This window comes from Phreatobacter sp. (assembly GCF_016793595.1).
Taxonomy (GTDB): domain Bacteria; phylum Pseudomonadota; class Alphaproteobacteria; order Rhizobiales; family Phreatobacteraceae; genus Phreatobacter.
The window spans coordinates 339,828-361,792 of record NZ_JAEULY010000004.1 but is presented as its reverse complement, the minus strand read 5'-3'; the positions used below and the strand labels follow the sequence as shown (position 1 = coordinate 361,792).

Sequence of the window (21,965 nt, the reverse complement as noted above, 5' to 3'; positions counted from 1 at the left end):
AGAGGCCCCGGCGGGCATGACCGCCCCTTAACGACCCGCGAAGGATCGCAATGCTCCGCTCCGCACTGCTCAACGTCATGGTCGGCGCCGCCCTCAAGGCCGGGCGCAGCCTCAAGCGCGACTTCGGCGAGGTCGAGAACCTGCAGGTGTCCGTGAAGGGGCCGGGCGATTTCGTCTCGGCCGCCGACCGCAAGGCCGAGCAGATCGTCAAGACCGAACTGCTCAAGGCGCGCCCAGGCTACAGCTTCATCGGCGAAGAGGGCGGCAAGGTCGAGGGTACCGACGAAACCCATACCTGGATCGTCGATCCGCTCGACGGCACGACGAATTTCCTCCACGGCATCCCGCAATTCGCCGTGTCGATCGCGCTGGAGCGCAACGGCGTACTGGTCGCCGGCGTCGTCTACAATCCCGCCATTGACGAGCTCTATGTCGCCGAGCGCGGCACCGGCGCCTTCCTCAACGACCGCCGCCTGCGCGTCTCGGCCCGGCGCAAGCCCGAGGATAGCGTCGTCGGTTGCGGCACCCCGCATATCGGCCGTGGCGACCACGTCCAGTACCGCAACGAATTGAAGGTCGTGCAGTCGCGCTTTGGCGGCATCCGGCGCATGGGCGCCTGTGCGCTCGATCTCGCCTATGTCGCCGCCGGCCGGTTCGACGGCTTCTGGGAGCGCGGCGTGAAGCCCTGGGACGTGGCGGCGGGGATCGTGCTCATCCGCGAGGCCGGTGGTTTCGTGACCGATTGCGACGGCCACGACAACATGTTGCTGAACGGCGACATCTGCGCCGGCAACGAGCCGATCCAGAAGGCGCTGCTGCAGTCGGTCAAGGAAGGCCAGCGGGGCTGAGATGGGGCAGGCCAAGCGGCGACGGGAGGCTGGCGAACGCATCTCCCATTGCCGCACCTGCACCTATTGCTGCTCGCTTCCCGAGATCCAGGCCCTCGACAAGCCCGCCTATCACGCCTGCCGGCACATCGAGAACGGCGGCTGCGCCATTTTCGGCAGGCCGGAACGGCCATCCGCCTGCACGGCCTATGTCTGCGCCTATCTCGCCGCGCGTCTGGCGGACGCGCCCGAGCGCAACCGCATCCCCCATCCGCTCGACTGCGGCGCCTATTTCCACCGCGACCCCGTCGAGAAGGTCATCTTCCTGTTCGTTGACCCCCGGCGGCCGCTGCTCTGGAAGGCCTCGGCGCTGGTCGGTTTCCTCCAAATGCAGCTCGGCGCGGGTTTTGCCCTGTTCGTGACGGACCGGGGCCGGCAGTTGGTGGTCCGCGACAACCAGACCTTCGATCTGCTGCTCGCCAATGACCTCGCCGCCATGGCCGACCGCGACCGCCGACCGCTCGATATTCCCAGTTTCGCGACCGCCTGACCACCGCTCCTGGCCGCGTCGATTTTGCCCGCTTTCCGGAAGCCGGCTTTACGCGGTCTTAAGTGGCCGATGCCAGATTGACGTTAGGACAGGTCTGGCATGTACCGTGAGATTTACGAATCGGGGATCGAGGAGCGCTGCCACGCGCCGGCCATCCGGCGTTTGCTCGCGCAGTGGCGTTTGCTCGTCGACGAGCACGGTTTCGCTCCCTTTGCCCCGTTCGATCCGATCAGCCTCGGGCCCGATGCCGACGATCTCATCGTCATGGTGCCGCTGGACGGCGAAGACTACGTCTATGCCCATTACGGCAGCGCCATCGTGGCCAATGTCGGCATGGACATGACCGGCCACCAGACCAGCGAGTTCAAGGGCGAGGTTGGCGATTTCTTCCGTGACATCAACGCGCGGGCCGTGGGGGAGGGCATTCCGATCCTGACGCTTCATCGCGGCGCCTATGCGGTGAACGTCCATATCTGGGAGCGGTTGATCCTGCCCTGCCGCGATGCCGACGGATCGACCATCGTCGTCGTCTATTGCAAGCCGCGCGAGCTGCGCGACGACCTGTTGACCACCATTCTCGATGCGTCGCTGGACGGCATCGTCGCGATGCGCCTCGTTCGCGGCACGGATGGCGCGGCCATTGATGGCCAGATCATCGCCGCGAACCGCCGCGCGGGCCGGCTCGTCGGTCGTCCGGTCGAGGACATGCTGTCGGGCTCCATGCGCACGGTCTTCCCGAGGCTCAGGGATGAGAGCGCCTGGGATCGCTATGTCAGGGTCGTCGAGACGCGTGAGCCCGTCGAGTTCGTGGCGGACTATCCGGCGGACGACGGCAGCGAACGCTGGTACGAGATCGCGGTCGCGCCTCTCGGCGACGGCGTGCTGGCGACCTATGCCGACATCACCACGCGCAAGCTCGCCGAGGATGCCGCGCGGCTCATCCAGCTCGAACATGCCGCCGCCAACGAGGCGCTGAAGGCGGAGATCGCACGCCGGCAGGAGCTGGAGGAAGAGCTGAGCCGCCTTGCGACCCGCGACCCCCTGACCGGCGCGCTCAACCGCCGGGCGATCACCGACGGGCTCCAGCGCGGCATCGCGCTTGCCGAGCGCTATGGCCATCCGGTTTCGCTTTTCGCCGTCGATCTCGACCATTTCAAGCGTATCAACGATCGGTACGGCCATGCCGGCGGCGACGCGGTGCTGAAGGCCGCGGTCGATCTGATGACCCACGGTCTGCGCGAGGAAGTGGATCTGTTCGGTCGGCTCGGCGGTGAGGAATTCGTCGCCGTCCTGCCGCATACGGGGCTGACGGCCGCTGCGGCGGTCGCCGAGCGGATGCGCGCGCTGGCGGCTGATCAGGAGGTACCGTTCGAGGACGGCGCGATCCGGTTCAGCGCCTCCTTCGGCGTGGCCGCCTGGGACGGACGCGAGTCGCTCGACCGCTTGTTGTCGCGCGCGGATACGGCGCTCTATCGCGCCAAGGCCTCGGGCCGAAATGTCGTCTGCGTCGATGAAGGCGATGGCGAACTGCTGGTTGTGCGCCTGCCGGGCGATACCTCCATTGCGCCCGCCGAGGTGCCGGCCTTCCGGCCGAGAACCCGGCAGAATTCGGCGCCGCGCCGCAAATCCTCGTTGGGTCAGGGCTGAAGCAGCGCTGTCAGCCGGCCGCGCGCCTCGTCCGGCGTGAGCGAAACGAAACCCGGCAGCTGGTGGCGGAAAAAGGTTTCCTGCCGCTTGGCATAGGCCTTCGTGTCCTTCTTGCCCCGCGCGACCGCGTCATCCCGCGATATCTCGCCGCGCAGGTGCGCAATGAGACCGGGAACGCCGTGCGCCCGCATCGCTGGAAGGGCTGGGTCGAGATTGCGTGCCGCGAGCCGGGCCACTTCCTCCATCGCGCCCGAAGCCATCATCGCGTCGAACCGCGCATCGATGCGCTGGCGCAGCCATGGCCGGTCCACGGACAGGAACACCGCCGCGCAATCCGCCGGATCGAGGATTGGCGTCGAGCGGCCCGCCCGCTGCCAGTAAGCGAGAGGATGGCCCGTTGCCTCCAGCACCTCCAGCGCGCGCAGCAGCCGCTGCGGGTCGCTGGGCCGGAGGCCCGCCGCCGTCTCGGGATCGACGGCCGCGAGCCGCGCATGCAGCTCGGCCGGGGTGAGCGTCTCGCCGAGCGCGCGAATTCTCGCCCTGACGTCGGGCGGTACCGACGGAATGTCCGACAGGCCCTGCGTCAATGCCTTGAAATAGAGCCCCGTGCCGCCGATCACGATCGGCAGGTGGCCGGTCTCGCGGGCCGAGGCCAGTTCCCCCGTGGCCGCTGCCAGCCAGCGGCCGACCGAGAAGTTCTCCGCCGCATCCACGGTCCCGTAGAGACGGTGGTCTGCGCGCGCCGCCTCGTCGGGCGCGGGGCGCGCGGTGATGATCGCGAGGTCGCGATAGACCTGCATGGAATCGGCGTTGATCACCACGCCGCGAAAGCGCTCGGCGAGTTCCAGCGCGAGCGCCGACTTGCCGCTGGCGGTCGGACCTGCGATGAGGACGGCCCTCGGCCCCGAGCGATCCAGCGCACCATGTCCTTCAGCCACGTCGCGACCCTTGTCTCCCATCCGGACCGCGGCGCGGTCTCAGCCGACGTTCTCGCGGCGGCAGCGGCCCGGCTGCCCCTGCCGGGCGAGGCTGTGACGCTCGATCCCGGCATTGCCGCCGACATCCCTTTCGCACCCTCCGGTCCAGCGGACAACCGCGCCATCGCCGATGCTGTCCGCGCCGGGCTCGGCGGCGCGCCCGTCGATGTCATTGTCCAGGAGGCGGCGACGCGCCGGAAGCGACTGTTCCTCGCCGACATGGATTCCACCATGATCGGCCAGGAATGCATCGACGAACTGGCCGATCTCGTCGGCCTCAAGGAGCATGTCTCGGCGATCACCGAGCGAGCCATGCGCGGCGAGATCGCTTTCGAACCGGCGCTGCGCGAGCGGGTCGCCCTGCTGAAGGGCCTGCCCGCCAGCGTCGTCGACGATGTCATCGAGCGGCGCATCACGCTGACCGGGGGCGGCCGCGAACTCGTGCGCACCATGCGCGCCAATGGTGCCTATACCGCGCTGGTCTCCGGGGGCTTCACGCTGTTCACCGCCCGTATCGGCGCGATGATCGGCTTTCACGAGGACCGCGCCAACCTGCTGGAGACGGAAGGCGGCCAGTTCTCCGGCCTGGTCCGCGAGCCGATCCTCGGGCGCGAGGCCAAGCGCGACACGCTGGTCGAGCTGCGCGAGAAGTTCTCGCTCCAGATCGTCGAGACGCTCGCGGTGGGCGATGGGGCTAACGATCTCGCCATGCTGGGCGAGGCCGGCCTCGGCGTCGCCTTCCAAGCCAAGCCGAAGGTCGCGGAAGCCGCAGCCGCCCGCATCGAGCACGCCGATCTCTCGGCGCTGCTCTTCGCTCAGGGGTATGCGCGCGCCGACTTCGCGGAATAACCGGGGCTGCCCAGGCGGCGGTTCCGATCCAATCGGAGCGCCCGCCCTTGAGCCTCGATGACGCATGATCCCGAAAGCCGGTTCCCGCTTCTCGGGATCATGCTCGACGTTACCTCAGGTTCAGCGCCACGAAGCGGCGGTCGCCTTCGGCATTGGCGACGAGGAACAGCGCTGAATTGCGGCCCTCCGCGCGCAGCGCCTCGATCCGGCGCGTCACGTCGGCGGGTGCGTTCACCGCCTCGTTCTGCACTTCGAGGATGACGTCGCCGGCCTGGATGCGCCGCTCCGCCGCCCGCGAGTTCGGATCGACCTCGGTGACGACCACGCCGCGCACGTCGTCGCGCAGGCGGAAGCGCTGGCGCGTCTCGGCGGTCAGGCCCGAGAGCTGGAGACCCAGCGCCGAGACGGTCGGGGCCCGCTGCGGCGCGCGCTGCTGCGGCTGCTGGCCGGTGGAGGCCTGCTGGATGTTGCCCTCGCGGCGGCCGAGCGTGACAGTCAGGGTCTCCTCGCGGCCCTCGCGCATGACGATGACCGGCACGGCCTTGCCGACCGCGGTCTCCGACACGATGCGGGGCAGTTCGCGGGAATTGCGCACGTCGCGGCCGTCAAACGAGACGATGACGTCGCCCGTGCGCATGCCGGCCGGCCCGGCCGGGCCGTTCTGCTCGACGCCGGCGATGAGCGCGCCACGGCGCGAACCGAGGCGCAGGCTTTCGGCGATCTCGTCGGTCACCTCCTGAATGCGCACGCCCAGCCAGCCGCGCCGCGTCTCGCCGAATTCGCGCAGCTGCGCGATGACCGGTCGCGCGGTGTTGGCCGGCACCGCGAAGGCGATGCCGATATTGCCGCCGGACTGCGAGAAGATCGCCGTGTTGATGCCGATCACGTCGCCGGCCATGTTGAACAGCGGGCCGCCGGAATTGCCGCGATTGATGGCGGCGTCCGTCTGGATGTAGTTGTCGAAGGGGCCGGACTGGATGTCGCGGTTCTTCGCCGAGACGATGCCGGCGGTCACCGTGCCGCCGAGACCGAGCGGGTTGCCGATGGCCATGACCGGCTCGCCAATGCGGATCTTGTCGGAATCGGCGAGATTCACCGCCCGCAGCGGCCGCGTCGGCTGCACGCGCAGCACGGCGATGTCGATGTCGCGGTCGCGGCCGACGACCTCCGCGCGCAGGCGCGTTCCGTCGTTGAAGATCGCGGTGATCTCGTCGGCGCCGTCGATCACGTGATTGTTGGTGATGATGATGCCGGTGGCGTCGATCACGAAGCCGGAGCCGAGCGAGGACTGGCGGCGCTGCGGCTGCTGCTGGCCGGGCGGTCCGCCCGGACCGCCGGGCGGGTTTTCACCGCGACGGCGGAAGAACTCCTCGAACAGCTCGTCGAAGGGCGCGCCGGGGCCGGGGCGCTGCCCCTGGCCGCCGGGAGGCACGCCGCGTCCGCCGGGCGCTCCGGGGCGCGGGCCGGCTGCGGTGTCGACGCGCGTCGAGGTCGAGATGTTGACGACGGCGTCGATGACTCGCTCGGCGAGGTCCGAGAGGTCGATGGCCTGCCGCGCCTGCGCCGGTTTCACGACCGGCGGCATGGTGCCGAGCCCCGCGCCGAGAGCGAAGACCAGCGCCGTCGCGGCCAGTCCGCCGCCAATGCGCGAGCCCAGCAAGGCGGTGCCGGTTGAAGTCGTCGAGCCTGTTCGTTTCATCGCATACCCCGTTCGGCGGGAAGGTGGTCCTGCCGTGTTTCCGCAGGATTTCGTCGGCCTCTAGTCAACCACGAAATGGGGCGGATTGGCGACCGCCGCCTGCGGCCGGGCCGATCTTCCGCCGCCCTTGCAGTTCACACCTGATTGAACGGCGTGTCGGTTGCCGGCCGGAATGCGGCGTCCACCGGCACTTGCAGCGCGGTGGCGATCCGGTTGGTTTCCGACGCCATGCCGACAACCGCGACGAGCTCCATGAACTGCGCGTCGGTCATGCCCTTGGCGCGCGCCGCGGCCGTGTGCGAGCGGATGCAATATTCGCAATTGTTCGCCACCGAGGCGGCGACATAGAGGAGCTCCTTGGTCAGCGGGTCGAGCGCGCCGGGCGCCATCACCTGCCGGACGCTCTCCCAGGTCCGCTTCAGCGCGACGGGATCGTGCGCCAGAACACGCCAGAAATTGTTGACGAAATCGGTCTTCCGGGTCGCGCGGATGTCGGCGAAGACCGCGGCGGCCTCCGGCGAAAGCTCCTCGTCGGAAAGGACGGGCATGGTCGACATGGGTTGCTCCGGTCTGGATGTCCTGCGGCTTTGGTATCGGCCCGATCTTGGCGGAAGCGTCCCGTCTGTCTAGGGTCACGACGGGGTCGACGCCTTCTGACACTTGCCGGATCGCCATGCTGTCCATCCGCGCCGCCGCGCCGGTTCTGCTCCTCCTGTCCGCTCCCGCTGTCGCCCAGCCGCGATGTCACGCCGGCAGCCTGGAGCAGTTGGGGCGCGACGTTGCGGCCGCTTTCACCGCCCGGTCCATGGCGGGCCTTGCTGCCCGCCTGCCGGATCGGCCGGTAAGCCTCATCATCCAGCATTCCCTGAACGACCGGACGGATCGCCTGACCGTCCGGCTCGGCGGCCTCGACGCCCGCCTCGACCGGGTAGCAGGCCGGCAGGAGCCACGCGGCCGTCAGGTGCTGGACGGGATAGCCTGTTCGGGTGCGGTCTGTCGGTTCGGCCCCTCCGGCATCCTGCACAACAACCTCTACCTGAAGGAGATCGGCATCGTCAGGCAGGGCGGCTGCCTGACGGTGAGCCGCATCCGCCTGATCGACGGCGACTGAGCCTTCTCAGGCGGCGATATCCTCGATCAGCCCCGCGAGGATCGTGCCGCGCGGCGTGATCGAGCGGATGTCGCAATACTCTTCCTTGGTGTGGATGCCGCCGCCCCAGACCCCGAGGCCGTCGAGCGTCGCGACGCCCATGGCGCCGGTGAAATTGCCATCCGAGCCGCCGCCAGACTGGAAATGGTCGATGGGGAAGCCATGCTTGTCGGCGATCGCCTTGGCCTTGGCGTAGAGTTCCATCGTGCCGGCTCCGGCAACGAACAGGGGCCGCACCGGTCCGGGCTCGATGGTGATGCGCGTATTGGGGAAGGGCGCGCGCAGCGTCTTCAGCCTGACGTCGATGTCGGCGAGATCCTCCGGCGTCGCGGCGACGCAGAGCACCTCGGCCGAGCAGATGACCGGCACGACATTGACCCAGGTGCCGGCATTGACCCGCCCGACAGCGAAGGTCTGGCCGCGCTCGTAGTCCGACCAGTCCTCGATGGTCTCGATCAGCCGGGCCATGGCGCGGATCGCGCTGACGCCACGGCTGATCGCCGCGCCGGCATGCGAGGGCCGGCCGTGGACGTGGATGTGATAGCGCACCACCGCATGGCGGCCGGAGGTGACGAAATGCTCGCGGCCCGGCTCGGGCACCAGCACATGGGCGGCCTTGGCGGCCTCTGCCTCGATGGTGGCGCGCGAGGAGGGCGAGCCGACCTCCTCGTCGGGGATCAGGATGACGGTGACGTCGCGGCGCAGCTTGCCGCCCTTGGCCTTGATGATCTTGGCGAGCACGTGCAGCGCCAGCACCGTGCCGCCCTTCATGTCGGTGACACCCGGCCCGTACAGCCTGTCGCCCTCGCGCCGGATCGGCAGCGGGCCGGCCAGCGTGCCGACGGCGTGGACGGTGTCGACATGGGCGAGGATCAGCAGGCCGGGGCCCTGTTCCGCGCCGTCCAGCCGGCCGATGACGATATCGCCAAAACCCTGCGTGCCGGCGATCCGGTCGATGCGAAAGCCCATGGCGTCGAGGTCCTTGGCGCCCTCGTCCATCATGCGGTTGACCGCCGCGGCATCGTAGGTCGGGCTCTCGATCGAGGCCCAGCGGGTGATGTCGGCGATGACCTGATCGACATCGGTGGTGACGGGCATGCGAAGGCTCCTTGCAAGATGTGCGGGGAGCCTAGGGCGGTCGCCGCCGCCGCGTCTATGGACGCTGCTGCTACCGAGCTATGATGCCGAAGTTCTGGCCGCCGAAACGGTTGTCGATCTGGCGCATGCGGCTTTCATGGTCCTGCCAGTTGAACTGGCTGGTCGAGCGCTGACCGGGCGGCGGTGTGGCAGCCCCGGTCGGTACCGTGACGCCGCGCGCCAGCGGCGAGCCGATGGCGGTGAGATGCACGACCGCACGCCGGCAATATTCCAGCGACAGCGCGCTCATCTGCGTCTCGTCCCAGCCGGCGCGGTATTTCATCAGCGCCTGACAGAGATTGCCGCCGGAGCGCTCCCATGCCCCGGCGAGATAGATCATCCCGAGGCGGATATTGGTCTCCGGCTCGAACAGGTCCTGGATCGTGCCCTCGAAGCCGAGCTGGCGGGCGATGGCGGGGCGCACCTGCATCAGGCCGATCTCGTCGACGAGGCCGACCGCATGCGGATCGTAGGCGCTCTCGACGGTCGCCACGGCATCCGCGAGATCGACGGGGACGCGGGCTGCCGCCGCCTGCGCGCGGATGGTCGGCAGATGGGCGGCGCGGCCGACGGGAAAGCGCTTGTCGGAGAAGGCGCGCCCCTCGAACCGGCGTGGCGGCGCCTCCGCGAAGGGCGCCTCGATCTGCGGCGGATCGGCGGTCGCGAGTGCCGCTTCGGCCTGGACCGGGGGCGGGGCCGCTGCGGCTGGCGGCGGAACGGGCACACCCGGTCGTCCCGCCGGAATCGGCGCATTGATGATGGCCGGATGCGATTCCGGCATGGCGGGCGCCCGTCCTGCCGCTGCCTCCGCCGAGCGGAACGCCTCGTCGATCCGGCTCGGAGCAGCGGATGCGGCGGGGGGAGCCGCCGGTGCGGGGGGCGCTGCGGCGGCAGGCGCCGGAGCAGGAGCCGAAGGCGCGGGTGCGGGGCCGGGTCGGGCGGGCTCCGCTGCGGGTGGCGCGGTGGCGAGCTCGGGACCGGGCGCTTCCGCGCCCTCGCCGGCCTCCGCCGGGCGCGGCTCGGGAATCGGAGCGGTGCGCGGCGCGCGCGTCGCGGTGCGGGCCGGGCGCGCCGCCGGGCGGCTGGCGGTGGGCTGGCTTGCGCCGGGTGGCCGCAGGTCGAGCTGTGCCTCGGCTGGCGGGGCGGCCAGCAGCACGGAAACGCAGGACAGGAACGCAGGCAACAGGCGGGTCCGCATGCCGCGATCCTAACGCAAACGGCCTGCCAAAGGCCACCCGCAACGGTTGGCCTCCGGCGTCAGCGCGCCTTCATCCGGCTGCCCGCGAGAACGCATGCGGCGACCGCCACGGCGAACAAAAGCGTATCCGCGCCCACCGGTTCTCGGTTCAGTGTCGCGGCGATGCCGAGTGTCACGAAAGGTTGAAGGAGCTGAATCTGGCCGACGCGCGCGATCCCGCCCAAGGCGAGGCCGGCATTCCAGAAGAAGAAGCCGAGATACTGGCTGAACAGGGCGACGTAGGCGAAGCTCCACCATGCCGCCGCCGGCACCGAGGCCGGCTCGGCCGGCGCAAGCCACCACGCGAGGGGCAGCGTCACGGGCAGGGCGAGCACCAGCATCCACGAGACCACTTCCCATCCCGGGCGGGTGCGCGTGAGCATGCCGCTGACCGTATAGCCGATCGCCGCCGCGGCGACCGCCACGACGAGGAACAGATCGCCCGGCGAGACGTGAAATCCGCCAGCTTGCCGGAACGTGAAGACGAGCACGAGCGCGGCTCCCGCGAGCCCCGTCAGCCAGAAGCCTATCGACGGGCGCTCGCGCGCGACGAGCGCCGCGGCAATCGCGGTGCCGAGCGGCAGGATGCCGATCACCACGCCGCCATGGCTCGCCGGCACTGTGACCATTGCGAGCGAGGAGAACCCGGGAAACCCGGCGATCAGGCACAGCGCCACGACCGCGTAGCGGCTGAGATCGCGCCTCGGGGGCAGGGGGCGCCTCAGCACCGCCAGAACCGCGACCGCGATCAGACCGGCCGCCGCCGCGCGTCCCAGCGCGACGAACCACGGGTCCATGTGGCCGACCGCGACCCGCGTCGCCGGCAGGGTTGCGCCGAAAATGACGACCCCGACGAAGCCGAGCGCCAGCCCGAGCAGGGTATGCGGCGCAGGAGCAGTGCCGGAGCCGGCCGAAGGTGTCGTCGAGGTCATTGGCGCGCCGCGGAACGAGATGCGCGCGACGATCCCTCACGCCATGCCGTCGCCGCAAGCGCATTTCCGTGATGGCAACGATCAGCGCCCGGGATTGCCGCCCTCGCGCATGGCGTCGAGCGTCTCGCGAAGGCGCGTGAGGGGATCAAGCGCCGCCTTGAATGGTTCCGGCCCGATGGCGCCGACGAGTTCCCGCAGCATGGGGTGCAGGCGCGCGATGCAGTCGGCATGCATGGCGCGCCCGGCGTCGGTCAGGGAAACCAGCCGGCCCCGGCCGTCGCGGGCATCGGATGTCACCGCGACGAGCGCCTTCGCGTCAAGCTTCTGCAAGGTCGAGGTCATGGTCGCCTTGGTGACCTGGAAAGCCCGGGCAAGATCGGTTGGCCGCCTCTCTCCGCCCAGCCGCGCGAAATGGTTGAGCACGGTGAACTGGGCCAGCGTCATCCCGGCCGGCATGATCCGCTCGAACGCCGTCGCGGCGAGCTGGCTGACGATGCCGATCTCGTTGAAGACGCGAAATGCGACGTCGATCGTGTCGTCTGTGCGGCTCATGCGGTCCTGATGCGGGTCGAGGCCGCCCAGCGCGGCGTCTGCGGAACGGCAGGACCGTAGCCGAGCCGCGCCAGCATGTGCAGTCGATTCGGAGCCGCGATGCCAAGCGCGGCTTCAAGACGCGCCTTCACACCAGCCATTTCCGGAAATTCCTGCAGCGCCTGGCTGACCGGGTGGAGCGACAGGCCGGCCGCCGCCGCTGCCAGATTGGCGCGCAGATAGGCGCGGCCGGCAGCGAACTGGCCGGCGCGGCTCTCGTCTGGCGCGACCACCATGCAATAGGCCGGCGTCGCCGCCAGCATCGCGCGATACATGTCCGCGCCCATCCGGTAGGCCGAGGACGCGGGATCGGCGAGCTGCGCCCGCGACAGCTGGCCGATCAGCGACAGCCCTTCGAGGAACGGGCCGCCGAGCGAGATGCCGTCCGGATTGGCCTCGATCTCGCGCCGGCCGATGCGCATGAGATCGACGCTCTCCTGATGGGTGCGGGCCGTCTTCGCCTCGATCTCCCAAGCCTCCCACGCGAGCGCGCGTACGCGCGCGACCGCATCGGGGGCCGTCAGCGCCGCGACGGCCGCGAGCGGTCCGGACAGGGCCTGCAACTGCGCCAGCGCCGATACCGGAACTGGTTTCGCCATGTCGAACGGCCGCTTGGTGGACCGGCGCGCCTTGATCTGACCGAACAGCGGGTCCGGACGGGCGGCTTCGTCGCGGACCAGCGTCAGATGGGCGACCGGCCGCCGATCGAGGCGCGGCTGCGGCTCGCCTTCCGGGAATGCGGCCACGTCGAGCCGATACCCGATGGCCCCGGCGGCAAGGCTGGCGATCTCGGTGAAACAGCCGAGGCCGATCACGATCTGGCGGTCGAACGGATCGGTGTGCGGCAGCCGGCGGTCGAGATCGCACCAGAGCGTCATCGTCAGTGGTCTGGTGAGCTCGACGATCCAAGGCTGACGGTTGTGCGGATTCGGCGCGAGCACGGCGTGCGCGACGACGAAGCGGCGCGGGTCGCCGCGGTCGGCTCCGGCCTCCGTCCAGGGCGCAAGGGCGGCGGTCGGCGTGCGGGTCAGGCTGAAGGCGGACATGCCGGCGACGGCGACAAGTCCGGTCGTGCCGGCGGAGACGAGGAACAGGCGGCGGTTCATGACAGCTCATATGGTTAGGGATCGAACTAGATAATTTGATATCTAATCACATGAGATGTCAAGAATGTTCGATATCTAACCAGCATCATTGGCGGGGATGCGTACGCCTGTCGGCGCGAGGTCTCGCGGACACGCGGCCGGGCGCTGGCGCGGAAGGCATACAGATCATCGCTTGATCGGCTGCCAAGTTCATCATGTCCGGGAGCCGTGAACCGGTCTCGGTAGTTGTGAGTGCAAGGTCGCTTTACCCAAGGCGAGGCTGTCGAATAGACTGTTTGGTGCGCCGTATTTGGTTACCATTATTGTTATTGCAGAGGAATGAGCATGCCTGGCTACTGGATATCCCGAACAGCGGCTGCCGCGATGCTTGGCCTTGGGGTCATGATCGCTGCAAGTGGCGTCGCCGAGGCCTGCACGGCGCGCTTTACCTGCAGCCCCGGTGTCAGCCCGACATGCTGGTTCCGCCTGTTCTACCGCAACGGCCAGACAGCGGTCGTCACGGTGCCGGCCGGCGGCCAGCGGCGCATCTTCGGCCTGACGCCCGGAGACGGCTATTGCTCGTCCAATCGGGGTGTGCCGAGCATCGGCTGCACGACCACGCGCATCCGGATGGCGTGCTGATCAGTTCTGGCTTTTGCCCCAGCTGCTGGATCTGACGATGCTCGGCAGGTCCGGCCGCTGCTGCATCTCCGGCGGATGGGGCGGCATGTCCGGCATGCGTCCGCCCGCCTTCTCCACCAGCGCCTGAACGCGCTTGGTGATCGAGGGGTGGGTCGAGAACAGGTCGGCGAAATCGTCCGGATCGTTCTCGAAACACATGTCCATGACGCCCGAGGGCACGCCGTCGATATCGGCCCGCCCCGAGATCTTCAGAAGCGCCGAGATCATCGCGTCCGGGTTCTTGGTCAGCTCCACCGCGCCGGCATCGGCAAGATATTCCCGCGAGCGCGACAGCGACAGCCGCACCACGATCGCCAGCACCCAGGCGACCACCACCAGCGCCACGCCGATCAGCACCGCGATCAGCGCGCCGCCCTTGCGGTCGCTGTCGGACGACGACGAGCGGATGCCGCCGCGCAGGAACGTACGGAATACCAGTTCGCCGACCAGCGAGATGACGCCGGAGATCACCACCGCGATGATCATCAGCCGGACGTCGCCGTTGCGGATGTGCGTGAGTTCATGGGCGAGAACCGCCTCGACTTCCTTGTCGTCGAGGGCGTTGAGCAGACCGGTCGTCACCGTCACCGTGAACTGCTTGTCGTTGACGCCGGACGCGAAGGCGTTGAGCGCGTCGCTTTGCAGGATTGCGAGCTTCGGCGTCTTCAGGCCGCGCGATATGCAGAGATTTTCCAGCATCCGGTGGAGCTTGGGATTCTCCGCCGCTGTCAGCGGCTGCGCACCGGTCATCTTGTCGATCAGCGCGACATTGAACCGGAAGCCGATGAACACCCAAAGGAGCGTCGCCGCCGTTACGAAGGGCAGGGCGGTGAGGAAGACCCGCCATGTCTCCCACATCACATAGGCGCCGATGTGATAGCCCGACATGCCGTAGCCGATCAGGATCACGCCGAAGGTCAGCACATAGGCGAGCAGGAACAGCCCGGCGAGCAGGAACGCCGAGCGGATGCGGTTGTTGCGGATATGGCCGTAGAGCCCGTAGGCCTCGCCGAGCATGGCCTTGGCGCCGCGCTCAGAATTTCACGGTCGGCGCTTGCTCGATCTGGCCGCGCGTCTCCGGTCCGACATCGAAGAACTCGCGCTGGGTGAAGCCCATGCCGGCGGCGAACAGCACGGCCGGAAAAGCCTGGATCGACGCGTTGAACTCGCTGACCGCGTTGTTGAAGAAGCGGCGGGCGGCGGCAAGCTTGTCCTCGACATTGCCGAGATCGACCTGAAGCTGCTGGAAATTGGCGCTGGCTTTCAGGTCCGGATAGGCCTCGCCGAGCGCCATGAGCCGGCCGACCGCGCCCGAGAGCTGCTGCTCGGCGGCGGCCTGCGCTGAAGGTCCGTGCGCGCCCTGCGCCGCGTTGCGAGCGGCAATGACGGCATCGAGCGTCGATTTCTCGTGCGAGGCATAGCCCTTCACGGTTTCGACGAGGTTCGGGATCAGGTCGTGGCGCTGCTTGAGCTGAACGTCGATGTCGGCGAAGGCCTGGTTGACCCGCTGCCTCAGGCCCACCAGGCCATTGTAGGTGTAGATGGCGTAGACGACGAGCGCGGCGAGAATGCCGAGGATGGCCCAGCCCATAAGGTGCTCCTGCTTCCAATGTCGCTGCGGCAGAGTGTCATGAGCGCACTGCACGCGCAAAGGTAGCTTCGTCGCACGGTGTTTCAGGCGGATGGCGGGATGGACACGGTTCTGTCACGCGGCGGTCAGAAGCGCGTGGTGAGCGTCGTCAGCCAGTCGGGCGAGGCCGCGACCAGCGCCGCCTCGATCGCCTTGTCGTAGCCCGTCAGGACCAGCAGGGCGACGACGACGACCGCGAGGCCCAGAGCCGTCTTCGCGCCCTGGCCGGCCGCCATCATGCGCGCCCGGAGGCTGAGCAGGCGTTCACGCGAAAGCGCCCCGAGCGCCGCGAGCGGCAGTCCCGCTCCGAGCCCGAAGGCCAGCATCGTCAGGCCGACCTGCCCGATATTCTCCCCGCGCGCCGCCATCAGCGATGCCGCGCCCAGCGTCGGCCCGACGCAGGGGCTCCAGACCGCGCCGAGCAGCAGGCCCGCGCCGAACTGCCCGGAAAGGCCGGAACGGTCGAAACCGCCGAACCGCGACTGCGTCCAGTCGGACAGCGGCCCCGCCGCCGTCGCAAGACGCGCGCCGGCGGCCGGCACCAGCATGGCAAGGCCGAGCGCCAGCATGACGAGCGCCGCGAAGACGCGGAACACGTCGAGGTCCAGCCCGATGGAGAAGCCGATTGTCGCGACGAACAGGCCAATCATCGTGAAGGACAGGGCGAGGCCCGCGGCAAGCGCTAGCGGGCCTTGCCGGTGCTCGGAGGCCGCGCCCCCGAGCACGATGGGCAGGATCGGCAGGACGCATGGCGACAGGATCGACACGACCCCCGCCAGGAACGCGAAACCGAGTGTGGCGAGCATGGCCGTGCCTCCCTGCCGGTCTCAGAGGGTCACATGCGAGCCATGTCGATGCTCTTCGCCACCAGCGCGGCGATCGAGCCGGCATTGGTGTCGCCGGTGGAGCGGCCGCGTTCCTGCATCCCCCTGAACACGATGAGGGTCGATTGCTTCTGCACGTTGAAGGCGCGCACGACATCCTTCTGGCTGTCGAAATCGACCTCCAGCACGACGAGGTCGCGGAATCGATCCTCGGCGGTCAGGCGCGAGAGGATCGGTTTCTGCGCGCGGCAGACCGGACACCATGGAGCCGTCACCTCGACGAGGATGGGTTTGCCGGCCGTCCGGGCCGCGTCGAAGGCCGCCTGCGTGAAGCGCTGCGGCATGGCGGATGCCGGGAGCGCGGCGGCGATGCCGGCGGTGACGCAGGCGATCAGCAGCGAGCGGCGGTGGATCCTGGCATTCCCGGTCATGGCGTTTCCCATCATGGCTTTCCCTTGAACCTTGAAGCGCCGGCGCATGGGCATCGGCGTCGAGGTTCCTACGGGCGTGGGGCGCAAGATGTTACGCGCGGGCGTTGCGACGATGCGGCGAACGCGGGCGCGCGGCGGCCTGACATGGCGAGGCCCCGAACGGTGTCCCGCCGGGGCCTCTCAACATATCAGTCGGCCTGTAAGCCGGGTTCTGTGGGGCGGGATTTCTCCCGCGCGACGGCCATTCCTCTAGGCGCCCGATTGCTCGGACGCTCTGGCAACCTACCCGGACGGCGGCGCGGATCCACGCCCGGGGTCGCCCCCTGCCGTCCCTATTCGGTTTTGCTCCCGGTGGGGTTTGCCATGCCGCTTCCGTTGCCGGTCGCGCGGTGGGCTCTTACCCCACCGTTTCACCCTTGCCGGGGCATGCCCCGGCGGTCTCTTCTCTGTGGCACTGTCCCTGGGGTCGCCCCCGCCGGACGTTATCCGGCACCGTGGTTCCGTGGAGCCCGGACTTTCCTCCCCCGCGCCCTTTCGGGTGATGCGGCGGCGGCCGTCCGGCCGGCTGATGCACGTGACCTGCGGCAATCGGCCGGGCCTGTCAAGGCGAATGCCGGTTCAGTCGGCGGACTGGCGGCCCTTCGGCGCGCCGAGACCGGCGGATTTCGATGAAACCTTCGGCGGGTCGCTCGCGGGGAAGCTCTCTTCCAGCTCCTCGTCGAGTTCCGCATTGGTTTCGCAATCGGCCTCGCGCGGCGGCATTTTGGGACCCTTGCCCGCGACGGCCTCGTCGAACTCACGGGTGCCCTGTTTCTGGAGCTCGTCGGCCTTTCGGGTGGCAGTCATCCGTCTCTCCTCTTTGTCTCGGGCATAACAACCTGCGGGCGTCAGCGGGGTTCCGGCGCTTGGGGGCAAGGCGGGCCTCTGCTAAGCCTCGCGGGCGGCCATATCAGCAGGAACGCCCATGCCCGTCCAATTGCTCAGCCCCCTGTTCGGTTCGCCGGCCATGGACGCGGTCTGGTCGGCCGACGCAACCATCGGGGCGATGCTGGCCTTCGAGGCGGCGCTGGCGGCGGCGGAGGCCGATGCGGGCGTCATCCCCCCTGCCGCTGCCGCTCCCATCGCGGCGGCTTGCGACGCGCGGCTTCTCGATGGCGTGGTACTGGCCGACGCAGCCGGGGTCGCCGGCAATACCGCCATCCCGCTGGTCAAGATGCTGACCGCCCTGGTCGCGAAATCCGACGCGGAAGCCGCCAAATGGGTCCATTACGGCGCGACCAGCCAGGACGCGATGGACACCGGCCTCGTCCTCCAGCTGCGCGACGCCTTCGATCTCATCGAGGCCGATCTCGCCCGCGCCATGGCGGCGGCGGCGAAGCTCGCGAAGGCGCACCGCGAAACGCCCATGGCCGGCCGCACCTGGCTGCAGCAGGCCCTGCCCATCACTTTCGGCCTGAAGGTCGCCGGCACGCTCGACGCGCTCATGCGCCACGCCGAGCGGATCGGCGAGGCGCGCCCGCGCGTGCTGGCGCTGCAATTCGGCGGCGCGGCGGGTACGCTCGCCTCGCTCGGCGGCAAGGGGCCGGATGTGGCCCGCCTGCTGGCCGACCGGCTCGGCCTGACGTTGCCCGATGCGCCATGGCACGGCCAGCGCGACCGGGTGCTGGAGGCAGCCAGCCTGTTCGCCGGGATCGTCGCGACCTCGGCCAAGGCGGCGCGTGACATCGCGCTGATGATGCAGACCGAGATCGGCGAGGTTCTGGAGCCGGCAGCGCCCGGCCGGGGCGGCTCCTCCACCATGCCGCACAAGCGCAACCCCGCTTTGTCCGCGATCATCCTCGGCGCGGCGGGCCTTGCCCCCCAGCTTCTGGCGGCGGTTGCCGCAGGAGGCTCCGGCGAGCACGAGCGCTTCGCCGGCGGCTGGCAGTCCGAGTGGCTGGCGCTGCCCGAGCTGGCGCGCCTGACGGGCGGAGTGGTCGCCCGCCTTGTCGAGCTGCTGGAAGGCCTCGAGGTGAAGCCCGAGCGCATGCGCGCCAATCTCGCCGCCACCGGCGGCCTCCTCATGGCCGAGGCCGTGCAGATGGCGCTGGCGCCCACCCTCGGCCGCCTCGTCGCCCATGACCGGATCGAAGCCGCCTGCCGCAAGGCCGTGGTCGAGGGCAGGGCGCTGCTCGACGTCCTCGCCGAGGATGGCGAGATCACCCGCCACGCACCGCGCGAGAAGCTCGCCGAACTGCTTGACCCCGCCAGCTATCTCGGCGCTTCCGCCACCTTTGTTGATCGCGTGTTGGCGCATTACGAAGGGCAGCGATAGCTTCGCCGGGCCAATCGAGACGTTGATCCCGGCGACTCGGAAAATCCGCGGAACGGGGGCTTGCAAGGCGGCTGACATCGGCCCCTTCAACGTTATTGCCCTCCAGAGAGCGTCTGTCCCCGGCGGTCAGTCGAAATGACGCTGCAACTCACCCAAAGGCTTCAGACCCGCGACGAAGTCGAACCTGCCCTCACGCATCTCCGTGGCCGCCGTCAGGAATGACTGCAACGCGATCCGCGACAGGCCGCCGCCGATGCTGACCCTGCGAACGCCCGCCTCGCTGAGCTGCTTCATGGTGATGGACGGGTCGGCGAACCCCATGACCACATTGAACGGCCGCTTCACCGCTCCGACGACCGTCCTGATCTCCTCGAGCGTATGCAGGCCCGGCGCATACAGCACATCCGCTCCGGCCTGCTCGAAAGCCTGCAGGCGCCTGATCGTGTCGTCCAGATCGCGCCGGCCGTGCAGGAAATTCTCCGCTCTCGCCGTCAGCATGAACGGAACCGGCAGGGACCGAGCGGTTTCCACAGCCGCCTGAACCCGCTCGACCGCCAGCGAGAGCGCGTAGATCGGAGATGAGGGGTCCCCGGAGCTGTCCTCGATGGAGCCGCCGACAGCGCCATATTCCTGCGCCAGCGCGATGGCTTTCGCTGCCTCCGCCGGATCGTCGGCGAAGCAGTTTTCAAGATCGACGTTCACCGGCAGGTCCGTCGCCTCTGCGATAACCCTGCAATTGTCGAGCACCTCCTGCAGCGTGGCCCGTTTCTTCCCCATCATGTTCGCGAGGCCGAGGCTGGTCGTGGCGAGCGCCTCGAAGCCCAGCCCCTGCAACAGCAGTGCAGAGCCCCGATCCCAGGGATTGGGGATCGCGAAGGCCTCCGTGCCTTCGTGCAGCGCCCTGAACGCCCGAGCCTTCTCCGAAATCGTGGGCATCCGTTCCTCGCAGTCAGACGTTCAATTTCGACACCGGCTTTCAGGCCCGATCTGATCACATCGCTAAGAACAAAACAAGAACAAAATGATTGGCGGAGTTTGAGGCTGGCGGAGGCCGCGTCACGGGATCAGCTTGGTTTGGCCAGATCCGGCGCCATCGCCCGCCGGGGTCGCATCAGAATGCGAGGCTGGTCGGTCGGCCGCCTGCTAGCCGCCGTAAATGCCCTTGTAGGCATCGCGCAGCAGGTTCTTCTGCACCTTGCCCATGGTGTTGCGCGGCAGGTCGTCGACCACGATCACCCGCTTCGGCAGCTTGAACTTGGCGAGCCGGCCTTCGAGAGCGCCGAGGATGACGCGCTCGTCCAGCTTCGCGCCCTTTTCCGCCACCACGACGGCGGTGACGCCTTCACCGAAATCGGGATGCGGCACGCCGATGACAGCGCTCTCGACCACGCCGGCCATGCCGTCGATCTCGGTCTCGATCTCCTTCGGATAGACGTTGTAGCCGCCGGTAATCACGAGATCCTTGCCGCGGCCGACGATGTGGACATAACCGCTGTCGTCGATCATGCCGAGGTCGCCGGTGATGAAGAACCCGTCCTCGCGGAACTCGGCGGCGGTCTTCTCCGGCATCCGCCAGTAGCCCTTGAAGACGTTCGGCCCCTTCACCTCGATCATGCCGATCTCGCCCTGCGCCAGTTTCGCACCGGTCTCGGGATCGGCGACGCGCAGCGACACGCCGGGTAGCGGAAAGCCCACCGTGCCGGCGATGCGCTCGCCGTCATAGGGGTTGGAGGTGTTCATGTTGGTCTCGGTCATGCCGTAGCGTTCGAGGATCGCCTGGCCGGTTTTCTCCTTGAACGCGCGGTGCGTCTCGGCCAGCAGCGGCGCCGAGCCCGAGACGAACAGGCGCATGTGGCGCGTGGCGTGCTGGGTCAGCCGCTCGTCCTGCACGAGGCGCACGTAGAAGGTCGGCACGCCCATCATCGTGGTGGCGCGCGGCATCAGTTCGAACACCTTGTCGGCGTCGAACTTCGGCAGGAACAGCATGGAGGCGCCGGCCATCAGGATCGTGTTGGTGGCGACGAACAGGCCGTGCGTGTGGAAGATCGGCAAGGCGTGCAGCAGCACGTCGTCGCTGGTGAACTTCCAGTAGTCCTTCAGCGTCAGGGCGTTGGAGGCGAGATTGTCGTGGGTCAGCATGGCGCCCTTGGAGCGCCCGGTGGTTCCCGACGTGTAGAGGATGGCGGCGAGGTCGTCCGGCCCGCGCGAGACCGTGTCGAAGGCCGGCTTCTCGGCGCTCGCCTTGTGCCAGAGCGAACCGTCCTTCGCCCGCCCGAGGGTCTCGACCGCCGGCACGCCGGTCTTGGCGGCGATCCCGGCAATGCCCTCGCGCCGGGTCGGATCGCAGACGACGAGCGCCGGTTCGGCGTCGGAGAGGAAATATTCGAGCTCGGCGAAGGTGTAGCCGGTGTTGAGCGGCAGGAAGATGGCGCCGGCCCTGACGCAGGCGAGGTAAAGGAAGATCGCCCCCGGCGATTTTTCCACCTGCACAGCCACCCGGTCGCCCGGTTTGACGCCGGCGGCGACCAGCGCATTCGCGAAGCGCCCGGTGGCGGCGAACAGATCCTCATAGGTGAACCGCGTGCCGTCCTCGGTCTCGATGAAGGTCTTGGCGGTATCGGTGCCGTAGAGGCGGATCAGGTCGAACAGATGATTGGCCATGGCTCAGCGATGCGCAGGAACGGGAGGGCCGGACCATGCCGCATCTGCCCGGCGAGGTCGAGGGGGCGGGCGGTGGTGGCCATTCCCTAAGGGCCCGGCGGGCTATTCGACCGGCTTGCCCGGACCGGATCGCTGGGCTTTCATCGGACGGCCTGACGAACCGACCGCTCGCGCAGGCGCTCGTTCTGACCCCCGCCTGAGCTCATGGACCGCATAGGGAGAGCGCGAAAATGGACCCAGTTCTGCATCCGGTTGCGATCAAGCACTTGCCGGCCTTCATCACCGCGCCGGGGCAAACGGACGTCCTTTTCAATGTCGTCGCGGTCGTTCTGGTCCTGATGGCCTTCGCCATCGGCAATGTTTATCTGCGGCTGCACGCGCTTCCCGAGCACATCGCCCACCAGACGGAGAAGGCGCAGCTTCAGATTGTCGCCGTCCTGTCGCTGATCGCGCTGTTCACCCACAACAATCTCTTCTGGATCGCCGCGCTCCTGCTCGCGATGGCCGAGATTCCTGATTTCGTCACGCCCTTGAACTCGATGTCGCGCTCGCTCGACACGATCGCGCAGCGCGCCGTCATTGCACTCGATGCACCGCCTGTCACCGTCCCGCCGCCCGAGGCGAAGCCGATTCCGGAGCCCGCACAGCCGGTCGTGGCGGCGGCTCCCCCGACACCGCCCGCGGCGCCTCCGCCACCTGCGCCGGGCGCCGGACCGGCCACGCGGACCGATGGAAAGGCCTGA

The 21,965-nt window shown here is 68.6% G+C and carries 23 protein-coding genes and 1 other RNA gene; 8 read left to right on the top strand and 16 right to left on the bottom strand.

The window, feature by feature from the left end:
• Positions 1-50: 50 nt before the first annotated feature.
• From JNK84_RS05810 to JNK84_RS05800, 3 genes are all read left to right on the top strand, one after another.
• Positions 51-848, top strand: coding sequence for an inositol monophosphatase family protein (locus JNK84_RS05810; RefSeq protein ID WP_293421489.1), 798 nt, complete (start codon positions 51-53; stop codon positions 846-848).
• A gap of 1 nt (position 849) precedes the next feature.
• On the top strand, positions 850-1,377 hold the full coding sequence (locus JNK84_RS05805; protein ID WP_293421488.1) for a hypothetical protein: 528 nt from the start codon (positions 850-852) through the stop codon (positions 1,375-1,377).
• A gap of 99 nt (positions 1,378-1,476) precedes the next feature.
• Complete coding sequence (locus JNK84_RS05800) at positions 1,477-3,024, top strand: sensor domain-containing diguanylate cyclase (protein ID WP_293421486.1); 1,548 nt, start codon at positions 1,477-1,479, stop codon at positions 3,022-3,024.
• Here the strand turns inward: JNK84_RS05800 and miaA are convergent.
• Entirely contained in the window at positions 3,015-3,983 is a 969-nt protein-coding gene (gene miaA, locus JNK84_RS05795) for a tRNA (adenosine(37)-N6)-dimethylallyltransferase MiaA (RefSeq protein ID WP_441343204.1), read from the bottom strand. The genes JNK84_RS05800 and miaA overlap by 10 nt on opposite strands.
• Between miaA and serB the strand changes: the two genes are divergently transcribed.
• Entirely contained in the window at positions 3,948-4,850 is a 903-nt protein-coding gene (gene serB, locus JNK84_RS05790; protein WP_293421482.1) for a phosphoserine phosphatase SerB, read from the top strand. The genes miaA and serB overlap by 36 nt on opposite strands.
• A 109-nt stretch (positions 4,851-4,959) precedes the next feature.
• Here serB and JNK84_RS05785 read toward each other — a convergent pair whose 3' ends face one another.
• Complete coding sequence (locus tag JNK84_RS05785) at positions 4,960-6,549, bottom strand: Do family serine endopeptidase (protein WP_293421480.1); 1,590 nt, start codon at positions 6,547-6,549, stop codon at positions 4,960-4,962.
• Between the two features lie 134 nt (positions 6,550-6,683).
• Positions 6,684-7,106, bottom strand: coding sequence for a carboxymuconolactone decarboxylase family protein (locus JNK84_RS05780; protein WP_293421478.1), 423 nt, complete (start codon positions 7,104-7,106; stop codon positions 6,684-6,686).
• A gap of 116 nt (positions 7,107-7,222) precedes the next feature.
• Between JNK84_RS05780 and JNK84_RS05775 the strand changes: the two genes are divergently transcribed.
• Positions 7,223-7,660, top strand: coding sequence for a hypothetical protein (locus tag JNK84_RS05775; protein ID WP_293421476.1), 438 nt, complete (start codon positions 7,223-7,225; stop codon positions 7,658-7,660).
• Between the two features lie 6 nt (positions 7,661-7,666).
• On the opposite strand, the gene JNK84_RS05770 is transcribed toward JNK84_RS05775, so the two are convergent.
• The 5 genes from JNK84_RS05770 to JNK84_RS05750 form a co-directional block, all read right to left on the bottom strand.
• The gene (locus JNK84_RS05770; protein ID WP_293421474.1) at positions 7,667-8,797 is read right to left on the bottom strand and encodes a M20/M25/M40 family metallo-hydrolase; all 1,131 of its coding nucleotides are present in this window, start codon (positions 8,795-8,797) and stop codon (positions 7,667-7,669) included.
• Positions 8,798-8,867: 70 nt separating this feature from the next.
• Entirely contained in the window at positions 8,868-10,034 is a 1,167-nt protein-coding gene (locus JNK84_RS05765; protein WP_293421472.1) for a lytic transglycosylase domain-containing protein, read from the bottom strand.
• A 59-nt stretch (positions 10,035-10,093) separates the two neighbouring features.
• Positions 10,094-11,005 carry a DMT family transporter gene (locus JNK84_RS05760; protein WP_293421470.1) on the bottom strand — a complete coding sequence of 304 codons (912 nt, stop codon included), beginning with the start codon at positions 11,003-11,005 and terminating at the stop codon, positions 10,094-10,096.
• 81 nt (positions 11,006-11,086) lie between these two features.
• Positions 11,087-11,557 (bottom strand): MarR family winged helix-turn-helix transcriptional regulator, encoded by a 471-nt coding sequence (locus tag JNK84_RS05755; protein WP_293421468.1) that lies wholly within the window; start codon positions 11,555-11,557, stop codon positions 11,087-11,089.
• Positions 11,554-12,702, bottom strand: coding sequence for an Acg family FMN-binding oxidoreductase (locus JNK84_RS05750; protein WP_293421466.1), 1,149 nt, complete (start codon positions 12,700-12,702; stop codon positions 11,554-11,556). Before JNK84_RS05750 ends, JNK84_RS05755 begins: the two co-directional genes overlap by 4 nt.
• A 381-nt stretch (positions 12,703-13,083) precedes the next feature.
• On the opposite strand from JNK84_RS05750, the gene JNK84_RS05745 reads away from it, so the two are divergent.
• A complete protein-coding gene (locus JNK84_RS05745) occupies positions 13,084-13,323 on the top strand; it encodes a hypothetical protein (RefSeq protein WP_293421464.1) in 240 nt (79 codons plus the stop codon).
• On the opposite strand, the gene JNK84_RS05740 is transcribed toward JNK84_RS05745, so the two are convergent.
• The 6 genes from JNK84_RS05740 to JNK84_RS05715 form a co-directional block, all read right to left on the bottom strand.
• Entirely contained in the window at positions 13,324-14,379 is a 1,056-nt protein-coding gene (locus JNK84_RS05740; protein ID WP_293421462.1) for a M48 family metallopeptidase, read from the bottom strand.
• Between the two features lie 16 nt (positions 14,380-14,395).
• Entirely contained in the window at positions 14,396-14,953 is a 558-nt protein-coding gene (locus JNK84_RS05735; RefSeq protein ID WP_293421460.1) for a LemA family protein, read from the bottom strand.
• A 125-nt stretch (positions 14,954-15,078) separates the two neighbouring features.
• Positions 15,079-15,798 (bottom strand): cytochrome c biogenesis CcdA family protein, encoded by a 720-nt coding sequence (locus JNK84_RS05730; RefSeq protein ID WP_293421458.1) that lies wholly within the window; start codon positions 15,796-15,798, stop codon positions 15,079-15,081.
• A 29-nt stretch (positions 15,799-15,827) separates the two neighbouring features.
• A complete protein-coding gene (locus JNK84_RS05725) occupies positions 15,828-16,247 on the bottom strand; it encodes a thioredoxin family protein (protein ID WP_293421456.1) in 420 nt (139 codons plus the stop codon).
• A gap of 184 nt (positions 16,248-16,431) precedes the next feature.
• An RNA gene (rnpB, locus tag JNK84_RS05720) (RNase P RNA component class A) lies at positions 16,432-16,816 on the bottom strand.
• A gap of 49 nt (positions 16,817-16,865) precedes the next feature.
• Positions 16,866-17,093 (bottom strand): hypothetical protein, encoded by a 228-nt coding sequence (locus tag JNK84_RS05715; RefSeq protein ID WP_293421454.1) that lies wholly within the window; start codon positions 17,091-17,093, stop codon positions 16,866-16,868.
• A gap of 118 nt (positions 17,094-17,211) precedes the next feature.
• Between JNK84_RS05715 and JNK84_RS05710 the strand changes: the two genes are divergently transcribed.
• Positions 17,212-18,561 carry a 3-carboxy-cis,cis-muconate cycloisomerase gene (locus JNK84_RS05710; protein ID WP_293421452.1) on the top strand — a complete coding sequence of 450 codons (1,350 nt, stop codon included), beginning with the start codon at positions 17,212-17,214 and terminating at the stop codon, positions 18,559-18,561.
• A 126-nt stretch (positions 18,562-18,687) separates the two neighbouring features.
• Here the strand turns inward: JNK84_RS05710 and JNK84_RS05705 are convergent, their stop codons facing one another.
• Positions 18,688-19,497, bottom strand: a complete 810-nt coding sequence (locus tag JNK84_RS05705) for an isocitrate lyase/PEP mutase family protein (RefSeq protein WP_293421450.1) — start codon at positions 19,495-19,497, stop codon at positions 18,688-18,690.
• 207 nt (positions 19,498-19,704) lie between these two features.
• Positions 19,705-21,222 (bottom strand): malonate--CoA ligase, encoded by a 1,518-nt coding sequence (locus JNK84_RS05700; RefSeq protein WP_293421448.1) that lies wholly within the window; start codon positions 21,220-21,222, stop codon positions 19,705-19,707.
• A 230-nt stretch (positions 21,223-21,452) separates the two neighbouring features.
• Between JNK84_RS05700 and JNK84_RS05695 the strand changes: the two genes are divergently transcribed.
• Entirely contained in the window at positions 21,453-21,965 is a 513-nt protein-coding gene (locus tag JNK84_RS05695; protein ID WP_293421446.1) for a hypothetical protein, read from the top strand.

Coding starts and splice junctions, on each gene's coding strand:
- JNK84_RS05810 (WP_293421489.1), top strand. CDS start 51: ATGCTCCGCTCCGCACTGCTCAACGTCATGGTCGGCGCCGCCCTCAAG.
- JNK84_RS05805 (WP_293421488.1), top strand. CDS start 850: ATGGGGCAGGCCAAGCGGCGACGGGAGGCTGGCGAACGCATCTCCCAT.
- JNK84_RS05800 (WP_293421486.1), top strand. CDS start 1,477: ATGTACCGTGAGATTTACGAATCGGGGATCGAGGAGCGCTGCCACGCG.
- serB (WP_293421482.1), top strand. CDS start 3,948: ATGTCCTTCAGCCACGTCGCGACCCTTGTCTCCCATCCGGACCGCGGC.
- miaA (WP_441343204.1), bottom strand. CDS start 3,983: ATGGGAGACAAGGGTCGCGACGTGGCTGAAGGACATGGTGCGCTGGAT.
- JNK84_RS05785 (WP_293421480.1), bottom strand. CDS start 6,549: ATGAAACGAACAGGCTCGACGACTTCAACCGGCACCGCCTTGCTGGGC.
- JNK84_RS05780 (WP_293421478.1), bottom strand. CDS start 7,106: ATGTCGACCATGCCCGTCCTTTCCGACGAGGAGCTTTCGCCGGAGGCC.
- JNK84_RS05775 (WP_293421476.1), top strand. CDS start 7,223: ATGCTGTCCATCCGCGCCGCCGCGCCGGTTCTGCTCCTCCTGTCCGCT.
- JNK84_RS05770 (WP_293421474.1), bottom strand. CDS start 8,797: ATGCCCGTCACCACCGATGTCGATCAGGTCATCGCCGACATCACCCGC.
- JNK84_RS05765 (WP_293421472.1), bottom strand. CDS start 10,034: ATGCGGACCCGCCTGTTGCCTGCGTTCCTGTCCTGCGTTTCCGTGCTG.
- JNK84_RS05760 (WP_293421470.1), bottom strand. CDS start 11,005: ATGACCTCGACGACACCTTCGGCCGGCTCCGGCACTGCTCCTGCGCCG.
- JNK84_RS05755 (WP_293421468.1), bottom strand. CDS start 11,557: ATGAGCCGCACAGACGACACGATCGACGTCGCATTTCGCGTCTTCAAC.
- JNK84_RS05750 (WP_293421466.1), bottom strand. CDS start 12,702: ATGAACCGCCGCCTGTTCCTCGTCTCCGCCGGCACGACCGGACTTGTC.
- JNK84_RS05745 (WP_293421464.1), top strand. CDS start 13,084: ATGATCGCTGCAAGTGGCGTCGCCGAGGCCTGCACGGCGCGCTTTACC.
- JNK84_RS05740 (WP_293421462.1), bottom strand. CDS start 14,379: ATGCTCGGCGAGGCCTACGGGCTCTACGGCCATATCCGCAACAACCGC.
- JNK84_RS05735 (WP_293421460.1), bottom strand. CDS start 14,953: ATGGGCTGGGCCATCCTCGGCATTCTCGCCGCGCTCGTCGTCTACGCC.
- JNK84_RS05730 (WP_293421458.1), bottom strand. CDS start 15,798: ATGCTCGCCACACTCGGTTTCGCGTTCCTGGCGGGGGTCGTGTCGATC.
- JNK84_RS05725 (WP_293421456.1), bottom strand. CDS start 16,247: ATGACCGGGAATGCCAGGATCCACCGCCGCTCGCTGCTGATCGCCTGC.
- JNK84_RS05715 (WP_293421454.1), bottom strand. CDS start 17,093: ATGACTGCCACCCGAAAGGCCGACGAGCTCCAGAAACAGGGCACCCGT.
- JNK84_RS05710 (WP_293421452.1), top strand. CDS start 17,212: ATGCCCGTCCAATTGCTCAGCCCCCTGTTCGGTTCGCCGGCCATGGAC.
- JNK84_RS05705 (WP_293421450.1), bottom strand. CDS start 19,497: ATGCCCACGATTTCGGAGAAGGCTCGGGCGTTCAGGGCGCTGCACGAA.
- JNK84_RS05700 (WP_293421448.1), bottom strand. CDS start 21,222: ATGGCCAATCATCTGTTCGACCTGATCCGCCTCTACGGCACCGATACC.
- JNK84_RS05695 (WP_293421446.1), top strand. CDS start 21,453: ATGGACCCAGTTCTGCATCCGGTTGCGATCAAGCACTTGCCGGCCTTC.